This window comes from Stenotrophomonas sp. TWI1149 (assembly GCF_039673155.1).
GTDB classification, from domain to species: Bacteria; Pseudomonadota; Gammaproteobacteria; order Xanthomonadales; family Xanthomonadaceae; genus Stenotrophomonas; species Stenotrophomonas maltophilia_AA.
This window is the reverse complement of the sequence record NZ_JBDJLB010000006.1, coordinates 63,509-86,516: the sequence shown is the minus strand read 5'-3', so window position 1 is coordinate 86,516 and position 23,008 is coordinate 63,509. Positions and strand designations below refer to the sequence as shown.

Genomic DNA, 23,008 nt, shown 5'->3' with positions numbered 1-23,008 from the left:
CCACGCCATGCGTGGATGCGCTCCCGGTCAGCCCGGATACGCCACCGACAGGATCGCGAACCCGTGGCGCCCGCTCGGCAGCTCCACCTCGAACTCATCGTCCACGCGCTTTTTCAACAGCGCACGCGCCAACGGCGAATCGATGCTGATCCAGCCCGCACCGGCGTCGGTCTCGTCCGGGCCCACGATGCGATACACGTGGATGTCGCCCGAGTCGACGTTCTCCAGCTCGACCGTCGCACCGAAGAACACCGCGTTCGGATCGGTCGGCGCGGTGTCGACGATCCGCAGCGCCTCCAGCCGCTTGGTCAGATAGCGCACGCGCCGATCGATCTCACCCAGCTGCTTCTTGCGGTAGGTGTACTCGGCATTCTCGGAGCGGTCGCCTTCCGCGGCGGCCGCCGCCAGTGCCTTCACCACTTCGGGGCGCTTGTGACGCCACAGCTCATCCAGTTCGGTCTTCAACCGCTGGTGGCCCTGTGCGGTGATCAGGGCCGTGCTTTTTTCCGCGGGGGGACGCCAACGCGACATCAGGTCTGCTTGTGCTCGTCAAAAGGTGCCGCGCCACAGGGCGCGACACGCAGTATCAACGCTTTCCGCCGAAAATGCCGCCGAGCAGGCCGCGCACGATCTGGTTGCCCAGCCGGGTGCCGACGGTGCGCGTGGTCTGCTTGGCCATGGTTTCAATCATGCCCTGGCGGCGCTTGGTGCCGAAGATCGCATCCTTGATCGACTGCCCGAAGCCCCCTTCCTGCGCCTCGTCCTGCTGGCGGGTGCGGGCCTTCGGTGCATCGGCCTGCTCGACGGTCTTCTGCGCGCGCTGCGCCAACAGTTCCGCGGCGGATTCGCGGTTGATCGCGGTGTCGTAACGGGTGCCGGCCGGGCTGCCGGCGCGTACCTGGGCACGTTCGGCCTCGGTGATCGCGCCCATCCGGCAGCGCGGCGGTGCGATCTGGGTCTGCTGCACGGGCGAGGGAATACCCTTGTCCTGCAGCGTGGACACCAGCGCTTCACCGGTACCCAGCTTGGCCAGCGTTGCGGCCACATCCAGTTTCGGATTGGGCACGAAGGTTTCGGCGGCGACCTTCACCGCTTTCTGGTCGCGCGGCGTGAACGCACGCAGCGCATGCTGCACGCGGTTGCCGAGCTGGCCGAGGATGTTGGCCGGCACGTCATCCGGGAACTGCGAGCAGAAGTACACACCCACGCCCTTGGAGCGGATCAGCCGGACCACCTGCTCGATGCGCTGCACCAGCGCCGGCGGTGCGTCATCGAACAGCAGGTGCGCCTCATCGAAGATGAAGACCAGCTTGGGCTTCTCCAGGTCGCCGACTTCCGGCAGCGTTTCGAACAGCTCCGAGAGCAGCCACAACAGGAAGGTCGAATAGAGCCGCGGCTTGAGCACCAGCTGGTCGGCGGCGAGGATGCCGATCACGCCGCGGCCATCATGGTTGACCCGCATGATGTCGGCCAGCTCCAGCGCCGGCTCGCCGAAGAAGGCTTCGCCGCCATCCTGGGACAGGCGCAGCAGCGAGCGCTGGATCGCCGCGACCGTCTGCGCACTCACCAGGCCGTACTCGGTGGAGATGTCCTTGCGCTCCTCGGCGACCAGGCCGAGCAGGGCGCGCAGGTCATCCAGGTCGAGCAGCAGCAGGCCGCGGTCGTCGGCGAGCTTGAACACGATGTCCAGCACGCCGGCCTGGGTGTCGTTGAGCTCCAGGATGCGGGCGAGCAGGGTCGGGCCCATTTCGCTCACCGTGGTGCGCACCGGGTGGCCGAGCTTGCCGTACAGATCCCAGAATATGGTCGGGCTGGCGGCAGGCGCATAGTCGGCCACGCCCAGGTCCTTCGCGCGCTGCAGCAGTGCATCCGTCCCGGCACCGGCTACGGCGAGGCCGGAGACGTCACCCTTCACATCGGCCAGGAACACCGGCACGCCGATCCGCGAGAAGCCCTCGGCCAGCGTCATCAGGGTGACGGTCTTGCCGGTGCCGGTCGCGCCGGCCACCAGGCCGTGCCGGTTGCCCAGCCGCGGCAACAGGGTGACGGGGATATCGTCGGTGATGCCTTTGCCGAGCAGAATCGGATCCATGGTCAACTCGCAGTGTGAATAGGCGGGATTCTAAACGTCGGCATGGGCCGGCCGGCAGACGGGTTGCCCCGATGCAAGCGGCACGGCTACTCTGCCCCATCGTTCGCACACAGTGCCAAAAATGCCCGTTCCTGTCTTGCTTGTCCGTGGTTGGCCGTTGCTTGCCGTCGCCGCGATGCTGTCGTTCGTCCCCGAGGCCCATGCCCAGCGCGTCTCCGCCCGCGACAAGGCCAAGGTGGAAGCGCTCGATCAGCGCATGACGGCCGCCGAGAAGCGCTACAACGCGGCGCTGGTGCTGGTGAACAACGCCGACCCCAAGGGCACCAACGAGGCTGACGCCGCGCTGGAGGACATGGAGGATGTGATCAGCGCCTGCGTGGCCCAGAAGGGCTGCCAGGTCAGCAATCTGCTGCCGACCTACAAGCGCCTGCTCAAGAGCAACGCCGACAGCCAGCAGGACAGCGAAGACGGCGCGGCGATCGCCGACGGCACCCTGCTGGAGGCCGACCCGGACCATGTCGGGCCACTGGCTGCCGATGTCCCCGAAGCTGCCCGCGCCGCGGCGCTGCTCAATGACAAGCGGCACGCCTTCGACACCATGGTCGAGTACAACCCGGCCGTGCAGGCCGGCATCCGCCGCTGGCTGACCGACATGCGCCCGGCGCTGCTCACCAGCTACGAGAATTACCAGAACCTGCGCGCGGTGATGTGGCCGGAGTGGGAGAAGCGCGGCCTGCCCGAGGCGCTGCTGTTCGGCATCCTGGCCAAGGAATCCAACGGCCGCGTGCATGCGTCCTCGCGCGCCGGCGCGGCCGGGCTGATGCAGTTCATGCCGGCGACCGGCCGTCGTTTCGGGCTGGGCCCGGACGGTACCGGCTTCGATACCCGGTTCGATGCGCGCAGTGCCGCCGAGGCCAGCGCGACGTACCTCAACGAACGCATGCGCGAGCTCAACAACAGCGTCGAGCTGTCGCTGGCCGGGTACAACGGCGGTGAAGGCCGCGCCATCCGCGTGTTCCGGCAGTACCCGGGGCAGGGCTTCTGGACCGACAGCGTCTACAACCAGTTCCCGGGCGAGACCAAGGACTACGTGCCGATGGTGATCGCCGCGGCATGGATCTACCTGCACCCGCAGCAGTACGGCGTGGAGTTCCCGAAGATCAGCGCGCAGCCGGCCACGATCCGCCTGGCCAAGTCGACCACGATCTACGAGCTGACCATCTGCCTGGGCAGCAGCGGCACCCGCGACGGTTACATGCGCGCGCTGCGCAACCTCAATCCGCGCTATGAGGCGGACGGCTGGATTCCCGCTGGGACGATCATCAACGCGACCACCCGCATCGCCGGCCTGTACAACCGCTTCTGCGTCAGCGGTCCGCGCGCCGATCTGGCCCGCACCCTGATCACCGCCGATCTGAATGCCGCGATCGTGCGGCCCACCGCGGTCAGCTATACCGGCAACGTGGCGGTGGGCAGCGTGGTCCCGGTCGCCCAGGCCCAGGCCATGCCGGCCGTGACCCCGGCCGCGCCTGTCGCCGTTCCGGCCGCCAAGCCGAAGGCCAGGCCGGCCCGCAGTTACAAGGTCGGCAAAGGCGAGACCCTGGGCAGGATCGCGGCAAAGTTCCAGTGCGATGTGCCCACCCTGGCGCGGGCCAACGGCCTCAAGGCACCGGCCTATTCGCTCCGGCAGGGCCAGAGCATCAAGCTGCAGGGCTGCGACAGGGACAAGTAAGCCATAACCGGGTAGGCTCGCCGGCATCACGCCTGCGGCCGCCCGGCCCAGCACATCCATCGCAGCGCCGGCCGTGCCCGGCGCTCACCGCAACACGCATACAGGACAGCAAGATGGATATCACCGCGATCAACGAGATGTTCGCCAACATCCGTGAAAACACCGACTGGGACCTCAACGGCCCGATGCTGTGGGGTTACTTCTTCGTCAACACCACTCCGGAGCCGCTGCACGGCCTGGGCGAGAAGCTGGTCGAGCTCGGCTACACCCTGGTGGAAGTGTTCGAACCGGACCTGGAAGAGGGTGAAGCCCCGTACCACGTGCTGCACGTGGAGCGCGCCGAGGTGCACACCGAAGCCTCGCTGGACGCCCGCAACCATGAGCTGCAGGCCCTGGCCGAAGCGAACGGCGTGGAAGACTACGACGGCATGGATGTCGGCCCGGTCGAGATCTGATCGGCGCGATCCGATCGAACCGGACACAACGAAAAACGCCCCGGTTTCCCGGGGCGTTTTTTTGTGGGCGCCGATCGCGCACTTGTGCGATGCCGGCCAGCGGCCGGCACTACCGTTACTTCAGGGTCGCCAGCGCCTGCCCCAGCTGCACCGCATGCTCGGCATCCAGATGCGGCGCGAACTCGGCGACGCCGGGCGGCAGCAGCACGATCACGGTCGAGCCGTAATTGAAGCGCGCCATCTCCGCGAAGCGCTCCAGGGTGATGCCCTTGCCGCGGTAATCCTTGCGCGTGATGGTATCGCCGTAGGCCGGAATCTCCTCGCCGCCCCACACCGTCTCCACGCCGGAGACCAGCAGCGCGCCGACCATCACCGAGACCATCGGGCCGAAATCGGTATCGAAGTGGCAGACCAGGCGCTCGTTGCGGGCGAACAGCCCCGGTACCTTGTTCACCGCAGCCGGGCCGACACTGAACAACCGCCCCGGCACATGCACGGTCTCGCGCAGGGTGCCGGTCCACGGCATGTGCACGCGGTGGTAATCCTTCGGCGACAGGTACACCGTGGCGAACAGGCCGTGGTGGAAGACTTCGGCATCCTTGGCGTCACCCAGCAGTTCGGCGGCGGTGAAGGACTGGCCTTTGGCCTGGAAGATGCGCCCGTCTTCGATCGTGCCCAGCTGGCTGATCCGGCCATCGGCCGGCATCACCAGCGTGCGCGGATCGGCATCGGCCACGCGCGCGCCCGGCTTCAGCGCCCGGGTGAAGAACTGATTGAAGGTCGGGTAGCTGCGCGGGTCCGGATGGGCCGCTTCAGCGAGGTTCACGCCGAACTTCGTGGTCACGGTGTCGATCAGCCAGCGCGAGATCCGCGGGTTGCTGGAATACGCCAGTCTGCGCGCCATGGACGACAGCAGGCGGTGGGGCAGGGCGTAGCTCAGCGTGGTCATCAGACTCATGGGGCGGATTTCTCGGTCAGCAGGTGCAGGTCGCGGGCGATGGCCTGCGCTTGGAAAGGAGGGCGGATCAGGCCGGCCAGGCGGCCTTGCGGGTCCAGCACGGCCAGGCTGGCCGAGTGTTCGAGGGTGTAATCCTCGGGATTTTCATCGAAGTGCTTGCCCGGCACCTTCTGGAACACGAAGCCCAGCGAGGTGGCGAAGCGCTCCAGCGACGGCACATCGGCGGTCGCGGCCAGGGTGTCCTTGTGGAAGGCGTGCACGTACTCGCCCAGCCGTGCCGGGGTGTCGCGCTCGGGATCGACCGAAATGAAGACCAGCCGCGGACGCAGCGTCTCGGGCAGGGCTTCCCACTGTTTCTGGGCCTGGGCCAGGTCGGCGAGGGTGGTCGGGCAGACGTCCGGGCAGAAGGTGAAGCCCAGGAACACCAGGGTCCAATGGCCCTTCAGCTCGCCCGGGATCAGGCGGGTGCCGTCGGACTGGCCCAGGTTGAAATCGGGCAATGGGCGCGGTTGCGGATAGAACGTGATCGACTCGGTGGCGGGGCGGTCACCGCCCGGCGTGGGCGCGAAGACCTTCTGCGCCACGACCAGGCCCAGCCCGGCGGCGAGGGCGATCAGCAGGATGATGCCGACATTGCGATTGAACATAAGGGCCCCGTCCCGGAAGTGGCCACCATGATAGAGGGATGGGGGCGGCGGCGTCCTGTGGGTGGCCCGTCCACCGTTTCGACTGCAACGGATGCCCCGGCCCGCCCCAGCGCCTATAATCGAGGGCCACATTGTCTGTTGCCCCGCCATGACTGCCGAAACGGCCGCCGAACTCCACACGATCATCGATCTGATCCGCTACGGCACCAGCCGTTTCAACGCCGCCGGGCTGACCTTCGGGCACAGCTATGACAACGCCCTGGATGAAGCCACCCAGCTCGTCCTGCACAGCCTGCACCTGCCGCATGACCTCGGCCCGGCCTATGGCCAGGCGCGGCTGCTGCAGGAAGAGAAGGTGCGCGTGCTGGACCTGTTCCAGCGTCGCATCGACGAGCGTGTCCCGGCCGCCTACCTGACCGGTGAGGCCTGGTTCGCCGGCCTGAGCTTCAAGAGCGACACGCGCGCGCTGGTGCCGCGCTCCCCGATCGCCGAGCTGATCGAATGTGGCTTCGAACCCTGGCTGGCGGGCCGCGACGTCCATCGCGCGCTGGACCTGTGCACCGGCTCGGGCTGCATCGCCATCGCCATGGGCCACTACTACCCGAACTGGGAAGTGGACGGTGTCGACCTCAGCGACGAGGCGCTGTCGCTGGCCGAAGAGAACAAGGAACGTCTCCAGGCGCACAACGTCACCCTGCTCAAGTCCGACCTGTTCAACGGCCTGACCGGCCGTCACTACGACCTGATCGTCACCAATCCGCCGTACGTCACCAACGACGAGACCGATGCCCTGCCGCGGGAATACTCCTACGAGCCGGACATGGGCCTGCGCGCCGGCGACGATGGCCTGGACCTGGTGCTGAAGATCCTGCGCGACGCCCCGCTGCACCTGAGCGAGGACGGCCTGCTGATCTGTGAAGTGGGCGAGTCCGAACAGCACCTGATCAAGCTGCTGCCGGAAGTCGACTTTGCCTGGGTCGAGTTCAAGGTCGGCCAGATGGGCATCTTCGCGGTCGAGTGCCGCGAACTGATCGCGCACAGCGCCCGCATCACCGAGCTGGCGGCGCAGCGGCCGTGAGTTCCAACAGCTTCGGCAAACTGCTGACCGTCACCACCTTCGGCGAATCGCACGGTCCGGCGATCGGCTGCGTGGTGGACGGCTGTCCGCCGGGGCTGGAGATCAGCGCCGACGAATTCGCCCACGACCTGCAGCGGCGGGCCACCGGCAAGAGCCGGCATACCTCCGCGCGACGCGAAGCCGATGAGATCGAGATCCTGTCCGGTGTGTACGAAGGCCGTACCACCGGCACCCCGATCGGGCTGCTGATCCGCAATACCGATCAGCGCAGCAAGGATTACACCACGATCGCCCAGCAGTTCCGTCCGGGCCATGCCGACTACAGCTACTGGCAGAAGTACGGCATCCGCGATCCCCGCGGCGGCGGGCGCTCCTCCGCGCGCGAAACCACCATGCGCGTCGCCGCCGGCGTGATCGCCAAGAAGTGGCTGCTGCAGCGTCATGGCGTCACCGTGCGCGGCTACCTCTCGCAGCTGGGCGAGATCACCCCGACCGGTTTCGACTGGTCGGCGGTGGAAGACAATCCGTTCTTCTGGCCGGTCGCCGATCAGGTGCCTGCGCTGGAGAGCTACATGGACGCGCTGCGCAAGTCCGGCGACTCGGTCGGCGCGCGTGTCAACGTCGTGGCCGATGGTGTGCCGCCGGGCTGGGGTGAACCCATCTACGGCAAGCTCGATGGCGATCTGGCGGCGGCGCTGATGAGCATCAACGCGGTCAAGGGCGTGGAGATCGGCGACGGCTTTGCCAGCGCTGCGCAGAAGGGCACCGAACACCGTGACCTGCTGACCCCGCAGGGCTTTGCCAGCAACCATGCCGGCGGCATCCTCGGTGGCATCTCCACCGGCCAGCAGGTCACCGCCTCGATCGTGCTCAAGCCGACCTCGAGCCTGCGCCTGCCCGGTGCCACGGTGGACGCCAGCGGCGCCTCGGTCGAGGTGATCACCACCGGCCGTCACGATCCCTGCGTCGGCATCCGCGCCACCCCGATCGCCGAGGCGATGATGGCGCTGGTGCTGATGGACCAGGCGCTGCGCCACCGCGCCCAGTGCGGCGATGTCGGCGAGATCACGCCGCGTATTCCGGGCACGATCGATGGCTGATCGGCGCCCCAAGGTCTGGGTCAGCCAGCCCCTGTTCGACGATGTCGTCGAACAGCTCGGGCAGCATTTCGACCTGACCATGACCGGCGACGTCACCCGCTATACGCCGCAGATGCTGGCCGAACAGCTGGCCCACGTCGACGGCGCGCTGATCACCCTCAACGAACGCATCGGCGCGGCCGAGATCACGCATGCGCCGCAGCTGCGTGCGATCGCCAACGTCGGCGTCGGCTACAACAACCTGGATATCGACGCGCTCAGCGCCGCCGGCATCCTGGCCAGCAATACGCCGGATGTGCTGACCGAAACCACCGCCGATCTCGGCTTCGCGCTGTTGATGGCCACCGCGCGCCGCATCACCGAATCCGAACGCTGGCTGCGTGACGGCCAGTGGGGGCAGTGGTCGTTCCAGACCATGCTCGGCGCCGACATCCACGGCAGCACACTGGGCATCCTCGGCATGGGCCGCATCGGCCAGGGCATCGCCCGCCGCGGCGCGCACGGCTTCGGCATGCGCGTGCTGTACCACAACCGTTCGCGGCTGCCCGAGGCCACCGAGGCCGAGGTCGGCGCGCAGTACGTGGACCTGGATACCCTGCTGGCGCAGGTCGATCACCTCGTGCTCGTGCTGCCCTACAACGCCTCCTCGCACCACATCATCGATGCCGATGCACTGGCGAAGATGAAGCCGACCGCCACCCTGGTCAACATCGCCCGCGGCGGCATCGTCGACGAGCTGGCGCTCGCCGATGCGCTGGCCAACGGGCGCCTGGCCGCCGCCGGGCTGGACGTGTTCGAAGGCGAGCCCACGGTGCGCCCCGAACTGCTCGCCCTGCACAACATCGTGCTGACCCCGCATATCGGCAGCGCCAGCCAGGCCACCCGCCGGGCGATGGTGCAGCTGGCCGTGGACAACCTGACCGCCGCACTGGGGCAGGGCCCGGATGCCGGCCACCCGCCGAGCGCGATCAACGCCGATGCTGTCGCCGTCGCGAAAGCCGGCGGCGCGACCGTGGGCGGCAAAAAAATCGACGACGCAAAACGATAGGGAACCGCGCCGGCCAACAGGCGAGGTTCCCGAACCGGTAGGTACCGACCGTGGGTCGGTGCAGATCTCCAAGGCATGGCAGGTACCGATCGTTGGTCGGCACGCACATTCAACATTCCGGCAGGTACCGACCGTGGGTCGGTACACATCCCCAAACAAGGTAGCTACCGACCGTTGGTCGGTGCACATCCCCAAATCAAGGTAGGTACCGACCGTTGGTCGGTACACCCAACAGAGGTTCTCATGAGCAATCCAGATCGTCGTTTCCACGTCGCCGTCGTCGGCGCCACCGGTGCTGTCGGTGAAACCATGCTGGCCATCCTGGCCGAGCGCAACTTCCCGATCGCCACGCTGAGCCTGCTCGCGTCCTCGCGTTCGGCCGGTGGCGAGATCGAGTACCAGGGCGAGAAGATCAAGGTCCAGGACCTGAGCACGTTCGATCCGAACGGCGTGGACATCGCGCTGTTCTCCGCCGGTGGCAGCGTCTCCAAGGAGTTCGGTCCGAAGTTCGCCGCCGCCGGTGCGGTGGTCATCGACAACTCGTCGGCCTTCCGTTACGACGATGACGTGCCGCTGGTCGTCTCCGAAGTGAACCCGGAGGCGCTGAAGAACCGCCCGCGCGGCATCATCGCCAACCCGAACTGCTCGACCATGCAGATGCTGGTCGCGCTCGCCCCGCTGCACCGCCAGTACGGCATCGAGCGCATCAACGTGGCCACCTACCAGTCCGTCTCCGGCGGTGGCCGCTCGGCGCTGGAAGAACTCGGCAAGCAGACCGGCCAGCTGCTCAGCTTCCAGGAAATCGACCCGCAGCGCTTCCCGGTGCAGATCGCGTTCAACCTGATCCCGCACATCGATGATTTCCAGGAGAACGGCTACACCAAGGAAGAAATGAAGCTGGTCTGGGAAACCCGCAAGATCCTCGGCGATGACAGCATCCTGGTGAACCCCACCGCCGTGCGCGTGCCCGTGTTCTATGGCCACTCCGAAGCGGTCACCATCGAAACCCGCGACAAGGTCACCCCGGATGCCGCGCGCGAGCTGCTGGCACGTTCGCCGGGCGTGGAAGTGGTCGACCGGCATGAAGCCGGCGGCTACCCGACCCCGGTCACCCATGCCTCGGGTACCGATGCGGTGTATGTCGGCCGCATCCGCGAGGATCTGTCGCATCCGCGCGGCCTGAACCTGTGGATTGTCTCGGACAACATCCGCAAGGGCGCGGCCCTCAATGCCGTGCAGCTGGCCGAACTGGTCGCTGCCGAAGGCTGATCGCAGGGCGGCCGGCGGCATGGGGATGCCGCCGGCCGCCCGCATCGAAACATCGCCGATCACGGGGGGAGCCGCTATATTGGCCGCCATGAAGAACCGGGCTCCGGGCGCAATGCGTCCGCTCAAGTATGTGTCGACGCTGTTGCTGGCCCTGGCCAGCAGTTCCGCCCTGGCCCTGGGCCTGGGCGATATCCGGGTGCTGTCCAAGCCGGGGCAGCCACTGCTGGCCGAAATCCCCGTCATCTCCGCCGATCCGGCGGAGCTGGAAAACCTCCGTGTGGCGCTGGCCTCGCCGGCGACCTTCGCCCGGGTCGGGCTGGAACGGCCGTCCGGGCTGGTCAGCGAGCTGCAGTTCGAGTTGACCCGCAATGCGCAGGGTCGCGCCGTGGTGCGTGTCAGCAGCCAGAGCTCGGTGGTGACCCCGTCGCTGAACTTCCTGATCGAAGCCGATTGGGGGCAGGGCCGTCTGATCCGTGAATATTCCGCGCTGGTGGACGCGCCCAACAGCGCGGCCGCCGTGGCCGAACCGGAGATCGTCGCCCCGGCGGGCGCGATGTCCAATGCCATCATCCGCGAGCCGGCACCGGCGGCAGCACCCGTCGCTGCGACGCCGCCGCGCCGTGCGGAGCCGGCTGCCACGCCGCGCCCGGCCGCGCCGCGCGCAGCTCCCGGCACACCGGCGGCCGCTGATGGCAGCGTCACCGTGCAACGGGGACAGACGCTGTCGCAGATCGCCGGTTCGCTGGCGCGCGAGCAGGGCGTCAACCGCGACCAGGCGATGATCGCGCTGCTGCGGGCCAATCCCGAAGCCTTCATCCGGGGCAACGTGAACCTGCTCAAGCAGGGCGCCGTGCTGCGCACGCCGGGCGCCGAGGGCGTGGCCGAGATCGATGCACAGCAGGCCGCGGCGATCGTCCGCGAGCACACCGCGCAGTGGCGGCAGTCGCGCGCCGCCATCCCGCAACCGGCAGACAGTGGCGTCGCCGCTGCGCCGACACCTGCCACCGCGACCGCGGCAGCGAGCCAGGGCGCGCGCCTGGAAATCGCGCCGGCCGTCGCCGCCGCCGGCACCACCGCAGGCACAACCACCGGCACCGCTGCCGGCACCGAGGGCGACATGCTGGGTAACGAACAACTGCGTCAGGCCAAGGAAGACGTCGCCACGCGCGATGCCGAGATCCAGGAACTGCGCGAGCGCGTGGCCGAGCTGGAAAAGCTCAAGGCCCAGCAGCAGTCGCTGATCGCAATGAAGGACAACGATCTGGCCGCCGCGCAGCAGCGGCTGGAGCAGGCACCCGGGGCGCGCGACAGCGCCAGCGGTGGCTGGTACTGGCTGGGCCTGGTGGTGCTGCTGCTGGTGGTCGGAGGCTGGGCGCTGGTTCGCCGGCGCAAGCCATCGCCATTGCCGCCGCTGTCGCGTGATGGGCTCGATGGCGCCTCGCTGGCGGCGGCCGTGCCGGCCGTCGATCCTGCGGATGCGCTGGCCGAGCAGCAGGATGATGCGCACCGCGCGCCCGACGAAGAGGCCATTGCGGAGGCCGACGTCTACGCCGGGCTGCGTCGCGAGCCGGTCTTCGCGCGCGCTGCTTCCTCGGATGAAACCGTCCCGCAGGACCGCATCGACGATACGCGCTGGAGCACCTCCGCGACGGATGAGGCGCCGGTGCTGCCGGAGGTCGAGGCAACTGCTGCGTCGGCCTACGGCATCGACGCCGATGCCCAGCATGTGAACGTGGACGACGCGCTGTTCCGCGAGCCGGCTCCGCTGATCGAGCCGCCGGCCCACGCGTTGGAAGCTGCGGCGCAGCCGTCGTTCCGCGGTGTGTTCGAGTTCCCGGACGAGTCGGTCACCGCCGAAGGACACGCTTCTGAGGCGAACGACGATCGCGCTGGCCACGACCCTGCGCCGGACGTCGCCAGCGCGGACGACACGCTCGACGTAGCCGATCCGGTCGCCGACGAGGCGCCCATCGCGCCCATCGGCAGTCCCGGCCGTGATCGCCTGGAACTGGCCATCGCGTACCTGGACCTGGGGGATGCGGAAACCGCGCGCACCCTGCTGCATGAAGTGGCCGTCGGCGCCGATCCGCACAGCCAGGCCGAAGCGCGCGAACTGCTGGCGCGGCTGGGATGAGCGACGCCCCCCCGGCAGCAGTGCGGGAGCGCCGCCTGGACTACGTGGAGTTCGCCTCGCGCGATCCCGCCGCCAGCCGCTGCTTCTTCGAACAGGTGTTCGGCTGGTCGTTCGTGGATTACGGCCCGGACTACACCGCCTTCGACGACGGCCGCTTCCAGGGCGGTTTCTTCCGTGCCGAGCCGCAGACCGCCTCCGCGGGTGGCGCACCGTTGCTGGTGATCCATGCCGACGACCTGCCGCCCATGCTCGAGGCCGTACTGGCCCAGGGCGGGCAGGTGGTCAAGCCGGTGTTCGCTTTCCCGGGCGGCAGCCGGTTCCAGTTCCTGGAGCCTGGCGGCAACGAGCTGGCCGTGTGGTCCGAGCGCGACGCCGCCTGATGCACTACCCGGCGCCCGCGCCGGTTCTCCCGAAAACACAGAGGTTCACCATGCGCTACGCACTGGGCGTGGAATACGACGGCAGCGAATTCAAAGGCTGGCAGCAGCTCGGTGAGAGTGGCTGCCCCAGCGTGCAGGCCAGCCTGCAGGAGGCGTTGTCCTCGGTGGCCAATGCGCCGATCCAGGTCGTGTGTGCCGGGCGTACCGATGCCGGCGTCCACGGCGAATGCCAGGTCGTGCACTTCGATACCGATGTCGTGCGCGATCCGCGCAGCTGGATGCTGGGGACCACCACCCGCCTGCCACGTTCCATTGCGGTGCGCTGGTGCGTGCCGGTGGCCGACGAGTTCCATGCGCGTTTCGCCGCGCGTGCGCGCCGCTACCGTTATCGCCTGCTCAATCGCCAGGTCCGCCCGGCGCTGTACCGGCAGACCCTGAGCTGGGAGCGCCGGCCGCTGGATGCCGGGCTGATGCACGCGGCCGGCCAGGCCCTGCTCGGCGAGAACGACTTCAGCGCCTTCCGCAGTGTGCAGTGCGAGGCCCTGCACGCACGCCGGAACATGCAGTCGCTCTCGGTGACCCGTCAGGGCGAGGTGGTGGAGGTCGCCGTTCAGGCCAATGCATTCCTTCATCACATGGTGCGCAATATCGTCGGTTCATTGATCCTGGTCGGTTGTGGTGAGCAGCCGGTCGCGTGGATGGGGCAACTGCTGGCCGGGCGCGACCGCACCGTGGCCGGCCCGACGGCTCCGCCACAGGGATTGGTCTTCGTTGGTCCCCTGTACCCCGACAACTGGCAGCTGCCTGCCGAGGTCACCTTATGAGCCGCTCCTTCTACCGCACCCGTATCAAGTTCTGCGGCATGACCCGTGCCGGCGACGTGCGCCTGGCCGGCGAACTCGGCGTGGACGCGGTCGGTTTCATCTTCGCCCGCGAGAGCAAGCGCCGGGTCGCGCCGGCCGAGGCCCGGGCCATGCGCCAGGCGATCGCGCCGATGGTCGACGTGGTGGCCCTGTTCCGCGACAACAGCAAGGAAGAGGTACGCGAGGTGCTGCGCACCGTGCGGCCGACCCTGCTGCAGTTCCATGGCGAGGAAGACGAATCGTTCTGCCGCAGCTTCAACATGCCGTACCTGAAGGCCGTGGCGATGGGCGGCAAGGACGAGGTCAATGCCCGCCAGCTGCAGCTGCGTTACCCAAGCGCGGCCGGCTTCCTGTTCGACAGCCATGCGCCCGGCGGTGGCGGTGGAACCGGCGTGGCCTTCGACTGGACCCGCCTGCCGACCGGCCTGCATCGGCCATTCCTGCTGGCCGGCGGGATCACCCCGGACAACGTGTTCGACGCGATCGTGGCCACCCTGCCGTGGGGCGTGGATGTGTCCAGTGGCATCGAATCGGAACCGGGCATCAAGGACGGCTACAAGATGCGCAAGTTCGTGGAGGAAGTACGGCGCGCCGACTGCCACGAAGCAGATTGATCAGCCGGCCCTGCGGGTAGGCCACGACCGTCGGTCGTGATGCGGTAGTGCCGGCCGCTGGCCGGCAACCTGATACATCTGCGGCCCACCGGTTGGCCCACGACCGTCGGTCGTGGCGCACTCATCCCTGCAGCTGCGCCTGCAGCCACCCGGCCAGCGCATCCACCCGCGGATCCGCCGCGCCCTCGGGCGTGGCCAGCACCCAGAACCCGCCGGTGGCGCCAAATCCCCAGGGGGCCAGCAGCCGCCCGGCCGCCAGTTCATCGGCCACCAGCGGCTCCGGCGCGATCGCCACGCCCAGTCCGGCCACCGCCGCTTCCAGCAGGTAATACAGATGCTCGAAGCCGCTGCCCACCTGCAGCTGCGCAGGCTCCAGCCCATGCGACAACGCCCACGCCGGCCACGCCTGCGGGCGTGAGGCGGTGTGCAGCAGCGGTTCGCCCAGCAGCGCGGAGGGCGGTTGATGCCGCAGCCGTGCTGCGGCCGGGTGCTGTGGACTGACCACCACGCCCACCCGCTCCGGCGCCAGCTCCCGCACCTGCCAGCCGCGCGGCCACGGTGGCTGGGCCAGCAGCAGGACCGCATCCAGACCCTGCTGCCCGGGGGTGAAGCTGCCGTCCTGCGCGGACCAGTGCAGCGGCAGCTGGGGCAGGGCAGTCTGCAGGGCCTGCAGGCGCGGGATCATCCAGCGCGCCAGGATGCTGCCGCTGCAGCCGAGCACCAGCGCTTCGGGCCGCTGTTGGCGCTTGAGGGCCACCACCGCCTCGCGGATCTGCTCGAAGGCGCCCTCGCAGGCGGCCTGCAGATCCTCGCCGGCGCGGGTCAGGCGCAGCCCACGCCCTTCGCGCTGGAACAGCACGACGCCCAGGTGGTCCTCCAGCAGGCGCAGCTGGCGGCTGATCGCGCCATGGGTGACATGCAGGGCGTCGGCGGCCCGACCGACGCCGCCCAGGCGGGCGGCCGCCTCGAAGCTGCGCAGGGCGTTGAGCGGAGGCAACGGTCCGTCGGTCATGTGAGTTTTCCTGACAGGTCGTGGCAGATATTATCGATATTCCTGTCATGACAGGTGCGTTAAATTGGCAGCCTGTCTCCACCGGCTGTCGCGCTATGTCTGCTTCCCCCGTCTCCCCCATCGTCGATTTCCACGCCTACCCCGATGCCAGCGGCCATTTCGGCCGCTACGGCGGGAGTTTCGTCGCCGAGACCCTGATCGGGCCGCTGCAGGAGCTGGCCGCCGCCTATGACGAAGCACGCCGTGATCCGGCCTTCATCGCCGCCTACGACAAGGACCTGACCCATTACGTGGGCCGTCCCAGCCCGATCTACCACGCCGAGCGGCTCAGCCAGCAGGTCGGCGGCGCGCAGATCCTGCTCAAGCGCGAGGACCTGAACCACACGGGCGCGCACAAGATCAACAACACCATCGGCCAGGCGCTGCTCGCCGCACGGATGGGCAAGACGCGCATCATCGCCGAGACCGGCGCCGGCCAGCACGGCGTGGCCAGTGCCACCGTGGCCGCGCGGCTGGGCCTGGAGTGCGTGGTGTACATGGGGGCCACCGACATCGAGCGGCAGAAGATCAATGTCTACCGCATGAAGCTGCTCGGGGCGACGGTGGTGCCGGTCACCTCCGGCTCCGCCACGCTGAAGGATGCGCTCAACGAAGCGATGCGCGACTGGGTCACCAACGTGCGCGACACCTTCTACATCATCGGCACCGTGGCCGGCCCTGACCCGTACCCGCGCATGGTGCGCGATTTCAATGCGATCGTCGGCCGCGAGGCGCGCGCGCAGATGCTCACCGACTACGGCCGCCTGCCCGATGCGATCACCGCCTGCGTGGGCGGTGGCAGCAATGCGATCGGCCTGTTCCATGCGTTCCTCAATGATCGCGATGTCCGCATCGTCGGTGCAGAAGCAGCCGGCGACGGCATCGAGACCGGGCGCCATGCGGCCTCGATCGCGGCCGGTCGCCCGGGCGTGCTGCACGGCAACCGCACCTATGTGATCTGCGACGACGACGGCCAGATCACCGAAACCCACTCGGTCTCGGCCGGCCTGGACTATCCGGGCGTTGGTCCGGAGCACGCCTTCCTGGCCGATGCCGGGCGCGCCGAGTATGTCGGCATCACCGATGACGAAGCCTTGGCGGCGTTCCACCAGCTGGCCCACAGCGAAGGCATCCTGGCGGCGCTGGAGTCCAGCCACGCGGTGGCCCAGGCGATCAAGATCGCGCGCGATCTGCCGCGCGACAAGCTGGTGCTGTGCAACCTGTCCGGGCGTGGCGACAAGGACGTGCACACCATCGCTGCCCGGGAGGGTCTGGTCCTGTGAATCCGCTGCTGCGCCAGGGAAGTGCGCTGCTGATGGTGGTCGGCCTGACCGGATGTGCGCCGCCGGACCCGCCGGTGTTGCCGGCCCCTGCGGCACCGCTCGGTGTGGTGGCGCCGGCACGCGAACAGGCCAGCAATGACGATGACATCGCCAACCGTCCGATCGAGGACGCACCGGCAGCGCCACCGGCCGCCGAGGCAGCCGTGGCGGACGACGCCGTGCCGTCGGTGGTCTCGGTCGCGCTGGATCATGCGGGCGATGTCGTGATCGGGCAGCGGTTCACTGAGCTCGCCGCCGACGGCCCCTGGCATTCGGCCGGCCTGAGCGAGGACGAGCCCGCCGGCGCCTGCGAGTATTACGAGCGGGGCAACCTGCCCGAAGGCGTGTCGATGATGGTCGAGGACGACCACGTGCAGCGCTTCGAGCTGGCCCCGATCGAAGATTCCTACGAGGCCATCACCCAGCCCGGGCCGTTCGGCCTGCGCCTGGGCATGACCCGTGACGAGGCGCTCCAGCGGTTGCCGCCCGGCAGTACGCGCGCACCGCACGCCTATGACCCGGAAACGGGCGAATACCTGACCTGGCAGGATCCCGGTTCGGATCTGGCGATCCGGCTGGAGATCTTCGACGGGGTGATATCGAAGCTGTACTGGGGCGCCAGTGGCGCCGTTGAACTGATTGAAGGATGTGCCTGAGATGTCCGTGGACCGTATCGATGCCTGTTTTGCCCGCCTGCGCGCTGAGCGTCGCAAGGCGCTGATTCCCTTCATCACCGCCGGTGATCCGGGCCTGGATGCCACCGTGCCGGTGATGCATGCACTCGCCGCCGCCGGCGCGGACGTGATCGAGCTCGGGGTGCCGTTCTCCGACCCGATGGCCGACGGCCCGACCATCCAGCGCAGCTCCGAGCGTGCGCTGGCCCGTGGAGCAGGGCTGCGCTATGTACTGGAGACAGTCGCCACGTTCCGCAAGGACGACGCCACCACCCCGGTGGTGCTGATGGGCTACCTCAACCCGATCGAGATCCACGGCACGGCCCGCTTCGCGCAGTCGGCCATCGCCGCCGGCGTGGACGGCATCCTGCTGGTCGACCTGCCGCCGGAGGAGGCCGCCGAAACCCGCGAGATCTTCACCGCCGCCGGCCTGGCGCTGATCCTGCTGGCCTCGCCGACCACGGCCGATGCGCGCCTGGATGCGCTGTCCGCGATGGCACAGGGCTATCTGTACTACGTCAGTTTCGCCGGCGTGACCGGGGCGTCGGATCGTTTGGACAGCAGTGCCGCCAGTGCCCGCCTGCGCGACCTGCGCAGCCGGTCGGCGGTACCGGTGGTGGCCGGCTTCGGCATCAAGGATGCGGCCAGTGCCGCGGCCATGGCCGTGGAGGCCGATGGCGTGGTGGTGGGCAGCGCGCTGGTGGCTGCGTTGGGCGAGGCCCCCGATGCCACGGCCGCCGCACAGGCCGCGGAGACATTCCTCACGCCGCTGCGACGCGCACTCGACGCCGCCTGAAGCACGCAAACGTACGTACCAGAATGGTTTACGCCAGCCCCCCGGCAACCGCCGGGGGGTGCCCGAGCATGGAAACGGTGAGCTAGACTGTCCGCCTTTGCGGCCCCCGGGCCGCCCTGAACGGAAGTAGCATCCCGCATGAGTTGGCTCAGCAAGTTGATGCCGTCTGGCATCCGCACCGACAACGTCCCCAGCAAGAAGCGCAGCGTCCCCGAGGGCCTGTGGGAGAAGTGCAGCAGCTGCGGCAGCGCGCTCTACCGTCCTGAGCTGGAAGAGAACCTGGAAGTCTGCCCCAAGTGTGGCCATCACATGGCCATCCGCGCGCGCGCGCGCCTGGCCGCGCTGTTCGACGCGGACAGCACCACCGAGATCGGTGCGCGCCTGGGCCCGACCGACCTGCTCAAGTTCAAGGACCAGAAAAAGTACAGCGAGCGGATCAAGGCCTCGCAGAAGAACACGGGCGAGTACGATGCCCTGATCGCCATGCAGGGCCTGATGAAGGGCCGCCCGCTGGTCGCCTCGGCCTTCGATTTCGCCTTCATGGGCGGCTCGATGGGTTCGGTGGTCGGTGAGCGCTTCTCGCTCGCCGCTGAAAAAGCGCTGGAGATCGGCGCCCCTTACGTGTGCTTCTCCGCCAGTGGCGGCGCGCGCATGCAGGAAGGCCTGTTCTCGCTGATGCAGATGGCGAAGACCTCGGCCGCGCTGGGTCGCCTGCGCGACGCCGGCCTGCCGTACATCTCGGTGCTGACCCATCCGACCACCGGCGGCGTGTCGGCCTCGTTCGCGATGCTGGGCGACATCAACATCGCCGAGCCGCAGGCGCTGATCGGCTTCGCAGGCCCGCGCGTGATCGAACAGACCGTGCGCGAAAAGCTGCCGGAAGGCTTCCAGCGCTCGGAGTTCCTGCTCGAGCACGGCGCGATCGACCAGATCTGCGACCGCCGCGAAATGCGTGATCGTCTGTCCGAGATCCTGGCCATGCTGGCGCGCCAGCCGGCGCCCGCACCGGATGCGGCCGCCTGATGGCCTCGCGCAAGTACTTCGGCACCGATGGCATCCGCGGCAAGGTCGGTGAAGGCGTCATCTCCGCCGATTTCGTGCTGCGCCTGGGCAATGCGCTCGGGCGCGCGCTGACCGAGCGCAACGGGCGCCGCCCGGTGGTGGTGATCGGCAAGGACACGCGCATCTCCGGCTACATGTTCGAAGCCGCACTCGAGGCCGGGCTGGTGGCGGCCGGTGCCGATGTGCAACTGCTCGGCCCGATGCCGACGCCGGCGGTGGCCTTCCTCACCCGCACCCTCGGTGCGGATGCGGGCATCGTCATCAGCGCCTCGCACAACCCGCACTACGACAACGGCATCAAGTTCTTCTCCGCCGATGGCGAGAAGCTGGATGACGCCACCGAGCTGGCGCTGGAAGCCGCGCTCGATGCACCGTTCACTACCGTCGAGTCCGAACGTCTGGGCAAGGCCATGCGCGCGCGCGATGCGGTCGGCCGCTACATCGAGTTCTGCAAGGCCAGCGTGCCGCGCGGCTTCGACCTGCGTGGCCTGAAGATCGTGCTCGACTGCGCGCACGGTGCCACCTACCACGTCGCCCCGCTGCTGTTCCGCGAGATGGGCGCCGAGGTGATCAGCATCGGTGATGCGCCCAACGGCCTGAACATCAACGATGGCGTCGGCTCGATGCACATCGACAATCTGGCGGCCAAAGTGCGCGAGGTCGGCGCCGATTTCGGCATCGCCTTCGACGGCGACGGCGACCGCGTGCTGATGGCCGACGACCAGGGCAACCCGGTCGACGGCGATGACCTGCTGTTCGTGCTGGCCCAGGCCTGGCAGCGCAGCGGGCGCCTGCATGGTCCGGTGGTCGGCACGCTGATGACCAACTTCGGCCTGGAGCAGGCACTGGAACGGTTGAACATCCCGTTCCAGCGCAGCAACGTCGGCGACCGCTACGTGCATCAGGCGCTGGTGGAAAACAACGGCGTGCTCGGCGGCGAAGCCTCCGGCCATCTGCTGTGCCTGGACCGTGCCACCACCGGTGATGCGATCGTCAGCGCGCTGCAGGTGCTGGAAGTGCTGCGTCGCGACGGTACCTCCCTGCGCCAGGTGCTGTCGGTGCTCACCAAGGTGCCGCAGAAGACCGTCAACGTGCGTCTGCAGGGCGCTGCCAAGGCGACCGTGCAGGCCGAGAGCGTGCAGGCCGCGCTGGTGGCCGCGCAGCAGGCGGTGAAGGGACGCGGTCGCGCGTTCCTGCGCCCCTCCGGCACCGAGCCGGTGGTGCGCGTCACCGTCGAAGCGGACAGCGCCGAGCTGATGCAGGCCACGCTGGACAGCCTGTCGGCGGCGGTGAAGGCGGCGGCTGCGGCCTGAGCCAGCCGAAACACGGCTGAATTGAAAACGCCCCGGGAGACCGGGGCGTTTTCGTTGCGGACCCGCTGCGGATCCGCTGCGGGTCAGGGCCCTGCCACCATCTTCTTTTTCTTCGCCTTGAAGCGGTTGAACAGCGGCGCGATCAGCGGGTGGTAGCTATAGGCGATGCGCTTGCGCAGCCAGCGGGCAGGACGGTCGCGGATCGCGAACCGGTAGATGTGCTCCGGATCGCCGCCGACCACGTTGCGGCCGAACGGGTGGGTGGTGTGCAGGTACTTGAAGCCCTGCGCCCGCGCGATCTGCACATAGTCCTCGTCGAAATCGCCGTAGGGCCAGCACAGCGTGTCCGATACGTCGCCCAGCTGCTGCCGGAGCACGTCGCGTGCCACCGACAGATCGCCGCTGATGCCCTGGCGCTTGTGTTCGCGGGAGATGTCCTGCTTGAGCCAGCGGGTATGCGTGTGCGTGTGGCAGTGCACCTCGAAGGTGCCGGCGGCGATCATCTCGCGCGCTTCGCTCCAGCGCATCATGACGTCGTCGGGGCGGTTCTCGTGCAGGATGGCCGCCTCGCATCCGCGATGGTCCGGCGTCGCGGGCAGGATAGCGCCGGGTTGCCCGGCATGCGGGCGGACCGCGCCTTCGCCCATCCAGCCGGTGACCACGAACACCACGGCGTGCATCCCGTACTTGGCCAGGATCGGGTGCGCGTAGACCCAGTTGTCCAGGTAGCCGTCATCGAAGGTGATCACGATCGACTTGGCCGGCGTCGGCTTGCCGGCGAGGAAACCGGCGTACTGGTCCAGGGTCAGCGAGGTCCAGCCGTTGGCTGCCAGCCAGGCGATCTGGCTTTCGAAGTTTTCCGGCGAGACCGTGATCATCCCCGGCGACGGGGAGACGTGGTGGTGCATCAGCACCGGGACGGATCTAGCGTTGGCCATGGCCCAGTTCCTTCAACCACTGGTGGTAATAGTATTCGGTCGCTTCAGTGTGACCGGTCGGGGTGAAGCGGTGGGCGCTGCGCATCCATTCCCAGCCGGCCAGCCCCATCTGCTGGCGGCGGTCGGGCTGTTCGATCAGCGTGCGCAGCGCGCCGGTCAGCGCGGCCTGGTCGCCCAGCGGCGCAAGCAGGGCATTGCTGCCTTCCACCACCATTTCCGGGACCCCGCCGACACGCGTGGCGACGATCGGCACGCCAACGTAGGCGGCCTCGAGAAACACCGTGCCGGCCGCTTCCTTGTGGGTGGCGAGGGCGAAGATATCGAAGGCGGTCATCAACCGGCAAGCACCCTGGCGGTAGCCGAGCAGGTGGACCTGCGCGGTGATGCCGAGCTGCTCGCGCAGGGCGATCAGGCGCTCCATCACCGGCTGGCCGTCGCCCACGATCACCAGCTGCACGCGTGGATCGGCGCGGCACAGCGGTGCCATGGCCTGCAGCAGCTCGAGGTGGCCCTTGGGTTCGCGCAGCACGGCGACGCAGCCGACCACGATCTGGTCGTCGCCGAAGCCCAGTTCGGCGCGCGTTTCCGCACGGGTATCCTGCCGACACTGCCACGGATCGCGCTTGGCGATCTGCGACCACTGCGGCGGCACCGCGATCGGCGGGACGATCCCCACGTGCGCGTCGTCGATGCCGCGGCTGACCATCAGCTTCTTGACGAAGCTGCTCACCGTCATCACCCGGTGCGGCAGGCCGGTATAGGTCAGCAGCGAGTTGATCGGGCTCATCAGGTGACGCGAGCGCACCACCAGTGGCGTACCCCCGAGCCGGGCGCCGGCCGCGGCGATCAGGCTGTCGCGGCGGCTGGTGGTGTTCACCACGTGGTAACCATGGCGGCGCACCAGGCGCGACACCGACCAGATCCCGCGCAGCATGCGCAGCAGGCCGCCCATCTTGAGCGCGTGGACGGTGAAGCCGGCTTCGCGCGCCAGCTCACCCAGGCGCGCGTCGGGCTGGCACAGCAGGGAGACGTCGTGGCCGCGGTCGCGCATCGCCAGCATGTGGCGGTAGATGTAGATCTCCTGCCCGCCAAATCCCTTGGCAGCCTCGGTATGGAGAATTTTCAGTGGAACGTTCATCGGTGGACAGTCCATGTGTGGAAACGCGCCCGCGGCGTGCGCGGGCGGCCGTCGTCATTGCCTGCGGGATCGCGCCAGCGCATCCCATGCGCTGTGCGGTGCCGTGGGTGGGAGGTCGTGCGGGGTCGGCAGCCACGGGCGCGGCCCTGCCGGCGTGGGCCAGCGCAACGCCGTCGGCGATGAGGGGGAGGGCAGGGCAACCATGGGGCGGACCGGGCGACGCAAGGAGTAAAGGGGGCGGCGCGTGAGCGTCGCCGGTGGCCCGTTGTGGCCGTCCGGGCGCGCGCATTGTATCGGTTTGTATCAATGTATCGGTGGCGGGGGTGGCCCGATCTGGCACAATG

Annotated in this window: 22 protein-coding genes; 15 read left to right on the top strand and 7 right to left on the bottom strand. The window is 68.4% G+C overall.

Annotated features, from left to right (window positions below):
* Positions 1–27 precede the first annotated feature (27 nt).
* Both greB and ABE424_RS08660 read right to left on the bottom strand, forming a co-directional pair.
* Positions 28–531: a transcription elongation factor GreB gene (greB, locus tag ABE424_RS08665; RefSeq protein WP_019182651.1), complete on the bottom strand. Its 504-nt coding sequence runs from the start codon at positions 529–531 to the stop codon at positions 28–30.
* Between the two features lie 55 nt (positions 532–586).
* Positions 587–2,092 (bottom strand): helicase HerA-like domain-containing protein, encoded by a 1,506-nt coding sequence (locus tag ABE424_RS08660; protein WP_346491903.1) that lies wholly within the window; start codon positions 2,090–2,092, stop codon positions 587–589.
* A gap of 121 nt (positions 2,093–2,213) precedes the next feature.
* On the opposite strand from ABE424_RS08660, the gene ABE424_RS08655 reads away from it, so the two are divergent.
* Complete coding sequence (locus ABE424_RS08655) at positions 2,214–3,824, top strand: transglycosylase SLT domain-containing protein (protein WP_346491904.1); 1,611 nt, start codon at positions 2,214–2,216, stop codon at positions 3,822–3,824.
* A gap of 113 nt (positions 3,825–3,937) precedes the next feature.
* Positions 3,938–4,279 (top strand): ribonuclease E inhibitor RraB, encoded by a 342-nt coding sequence (locus ABE424_RS08650; protein ID WP_176989277.1) that lies wholly within the window; start codon positions 3,938–3,940, stop codon positions 4,277–4,279.
* 115 nt (positions 4,280–4,394) lie between these two features.
* Here the strand turns inward: ABE424_RS08650 and asd are convergent, their stop codons facing one another.
* Positions 4,395–5,237 carry an archaetidylserine decarboxylase gene (gene asd, locus ABE424_RS08645; protein ID WP_319212433.1) on the bottom strand — a complete coding sequence of 281 codons (843 nt, stop codon included), beginning with the start codon at positions 5,235–5,237 and terminating at the stop codon, positions 4,395–4,397.
* A complete protein-coding gene (locus tag ABE424_RS08640; RefSeq protein ID WP_176989279.1) occupies positions 5,234–5,884 on the bottom strand; it encodes an SCO family protein in 651 nt (216 codons plus the stop codon). Before ABE424_RS08640 ends, asd begins: the two co-directional genes overlap by 4 nt.
* Positions 5,885–6,032: 148 nt before the next feature.
* Here ABE424_RS08640 and prmB point away from each other — a divergent pair, with 148 nt between their 5' ends.
* From prmB to ABE424_RS08600, 8 genes are all read left to right on the top strand, one after another.
* Positions 6,033–6,962, top strand: a complete 930-nt coding sequence (gene prmB, locus ABE424_RS08635) for a 50S ribosomal protein L3 N(5)-glutamine methyltransferase (protein ID WP_176989280.1) — start codon at positions 6,033–6,035, stop codon at positions 6,960–6,962.
* Complete coding sequence (aroC, locus tag ABE424_RS08630; RefSeq protein ID WP_176989281.1) at positions 6,959–8,062, top strand: chorismate synthase; 1,104 nt, start codon at positions 6,959–6,961, stop codon at positions 8,060–8,062. Before prmB ends, aroC begins: the two co-directional genes overlap by 4 nt.
* On the top strand, positions 8,055–9,110 hold the full coding sequence (locus tag ABE424_RS08625) for a D-glycerate dehydrogenase (protein ID WP_346491905.1): 1,056 nt from the start codon (positions 8,055–8,057) through the stop codon (positions 9,108–9,110). Before aroC ends, ABE424_RS08625 begins: the two co-directional genes overlap by 8 nt.
* A 243-nt stretch (positions 9,111–9,353) precedes the next feature.
* Entirely contained in the window at positions 9,354–10,379 is a 1,026-nt protein-coding gene (locus ABE424_RS08620) for an aspartate-semialdehyde dehydrogenase (protein WP_319212422.1), read from the top strand.
* Between the two features lie 88 nt (positions 10,380–10,467).
* Positions 10,468–12,513 (top strand): FimV/HubP family polar landmark protein, encoded by a 2,046-nt coding sequence (locus ABE424_RS08615; protein WP_346491906.1) that lies wholly within the window; start codon positions 10,468–10,470, stop codon positions 12,511–12,513.
* On the top strand, positions 12,510–12,893 hold the full coding sequence (locus ABE424_RS08610) for a VOC family protein (RefSeq protein WP_346491907.1): 384 nt from the start codon (positions 12,510–12,512) through the stop codon (positions 12,891–12,893). Before ABE424_RS08615 ends, ABE424_RS08610 begins: the two co-directional genes overlap by 4 nt.
* 50 nt (positions 12,894–12,943) lie before the next feature.
* Entirely contained in the window at positions 12,944–13,717 is a 774-nt protein-coding gene (truA, locus tag ABE424_RS08605; protein ID WP_346491908.1) for a tRNA pseudouridine(38-40) synthase TruA, read from the top strand.
* Complete coding sequence (locus ABE424_RS08600; protein WP_346478092.1) at positions 13,714–14,370, top strand: phosphoribosylanthranilate isomerase; 657 nt, start codon at positions 13,714–13,716, stop codon at positions 14,368–14,370. The genes truA and ABE424_RS08600 overlap by 4 nt, the downstream gene beginning before the upstream one ends.
* A 121-nt stretch (positions 14,371–14,491) precedes the next feature.
* Here the strand turns inward: ABE424_RS08600 and ABE424_RS08595 are convergent, their stop codons facing one another.
* Positions 14,492–15,382, bottom strand: a complete 891-nt coding sequence (locus tag ABE424_RS08595) for a LysR family transcriptional regulator (RefSeq protein WP_346491909.1) — start codon at positions 15,380–15,382, stop codon at positions 14,492–14,494.
* A gap of 95 nt (positions 15,383–15,477) precedes the next feature.
* On the opposite strand from ABE424_RS08595, the gene trpB reads away from it, so the two are divergent.
* The 5 genes from trpB (at position 15,478) to glmM (ending at position 20,588) form a co-directional block, all read left to right on the top strand.
* Positions 15,478–16,704, top strand: coding sequence for a tryptophan synthase subunit beta (gene trpB / locus ABE424_RS08590; RefSeq protein ID WP_346491910.1), 1,227 nt, complete (start codon positions 15,478–15,480; stop codon positions 16,702–16,704).
* Positions 16,701–17,399 carry a hypothetical protein gene (locus ABE424_RS08585; protein ID WP_346491911.1) on the top strand — a complete coding sequence of 233 codons (699 nt, stop codon included), beginning with the start codon at positions 16,701–16,703 and terminating at the stop codon, positions 17,397–17,399. The genes trpB and ABE424_RS08585 overlap by 4 nt, the downstream gene beginning before the upstream one ends.
* Position 17,400: 1 nt before the next feature.
* On the top strand, positions 17,401–18,213 hold the full coding sequence (gene trpA / locus ABE424_RS08580; RefSeq protein ID WP_346491912.1) for a tryptophan synthase subunit alpha: 813 nt from the start codon (positions 17,401–17,403) through the stop codon (positions 18,211–18,213).
* Positions 18,214–18,351: 138 nt separating this feature from the next.
* Positions 18,352–19,236 (top strand): acetyl-CoA carboxylase, carboxyltransferase subunit beta, encoded by an 885-nt coding sequence (gene accD / locus ABE424_RS08575; RefSeq protein WP_019182669.1) that lies wholly within the window; start codon positions 18,352–18,354, stop codon positions 19,234–19,236.
* Positions 19,236–20,588 (top strand): phosphoglucosamine mutase, encoded by a 1,353-nt coding sequence (gene glmM / locus ABE424_RS08570; RefSeq protein ID WP_346491913.1) that lies wholly within the window; start codon positions 19,236–19,238, stop codon positions 20,586–20,588. Before accD ends, glmM begins: the two co-directional genes overlap by 1 nt.
* A gap of 83 nt (positions 20,589–20,671) precedes the next feature.
* Here the strand turns inward: glmM and ABE424_RS08565 are convergent, their stop codons facing one another.
* Both ABE424_RS08565 and ABE424_RS08560 read right to left on the bottom strand, forming a co-directional pair.
* Positions 20,672–21,526 carry a polysaccharide deacetylase family protein gene (locus ABE424_RS08565; protein ID WP_346491914.1) on the bottom strand — a complete coding sequence of 285 codons (855 nt, stop codon included), beginning with the start codon at positions 21,524–21,526 and terminating at the stop codon, positions 20,672–20,674.
* On the bottom strand, positions 21,513–22,664 hold the full coding sequence (locus tag ABE424_RS08560) for a glycosyltransferase family 4 protein (protein WP_346491915.1): 1,152 nt from the start codon (positions 22,662–22,664) through the stop codon (positions 21,513–21,515). Before ABE424_RS08560 ends, ABE424_RS08565 begins: the two co-directional genes overlap by 14 nt.
* Positions 22,665–23,008: the final 344 nt, after the last annotated feature.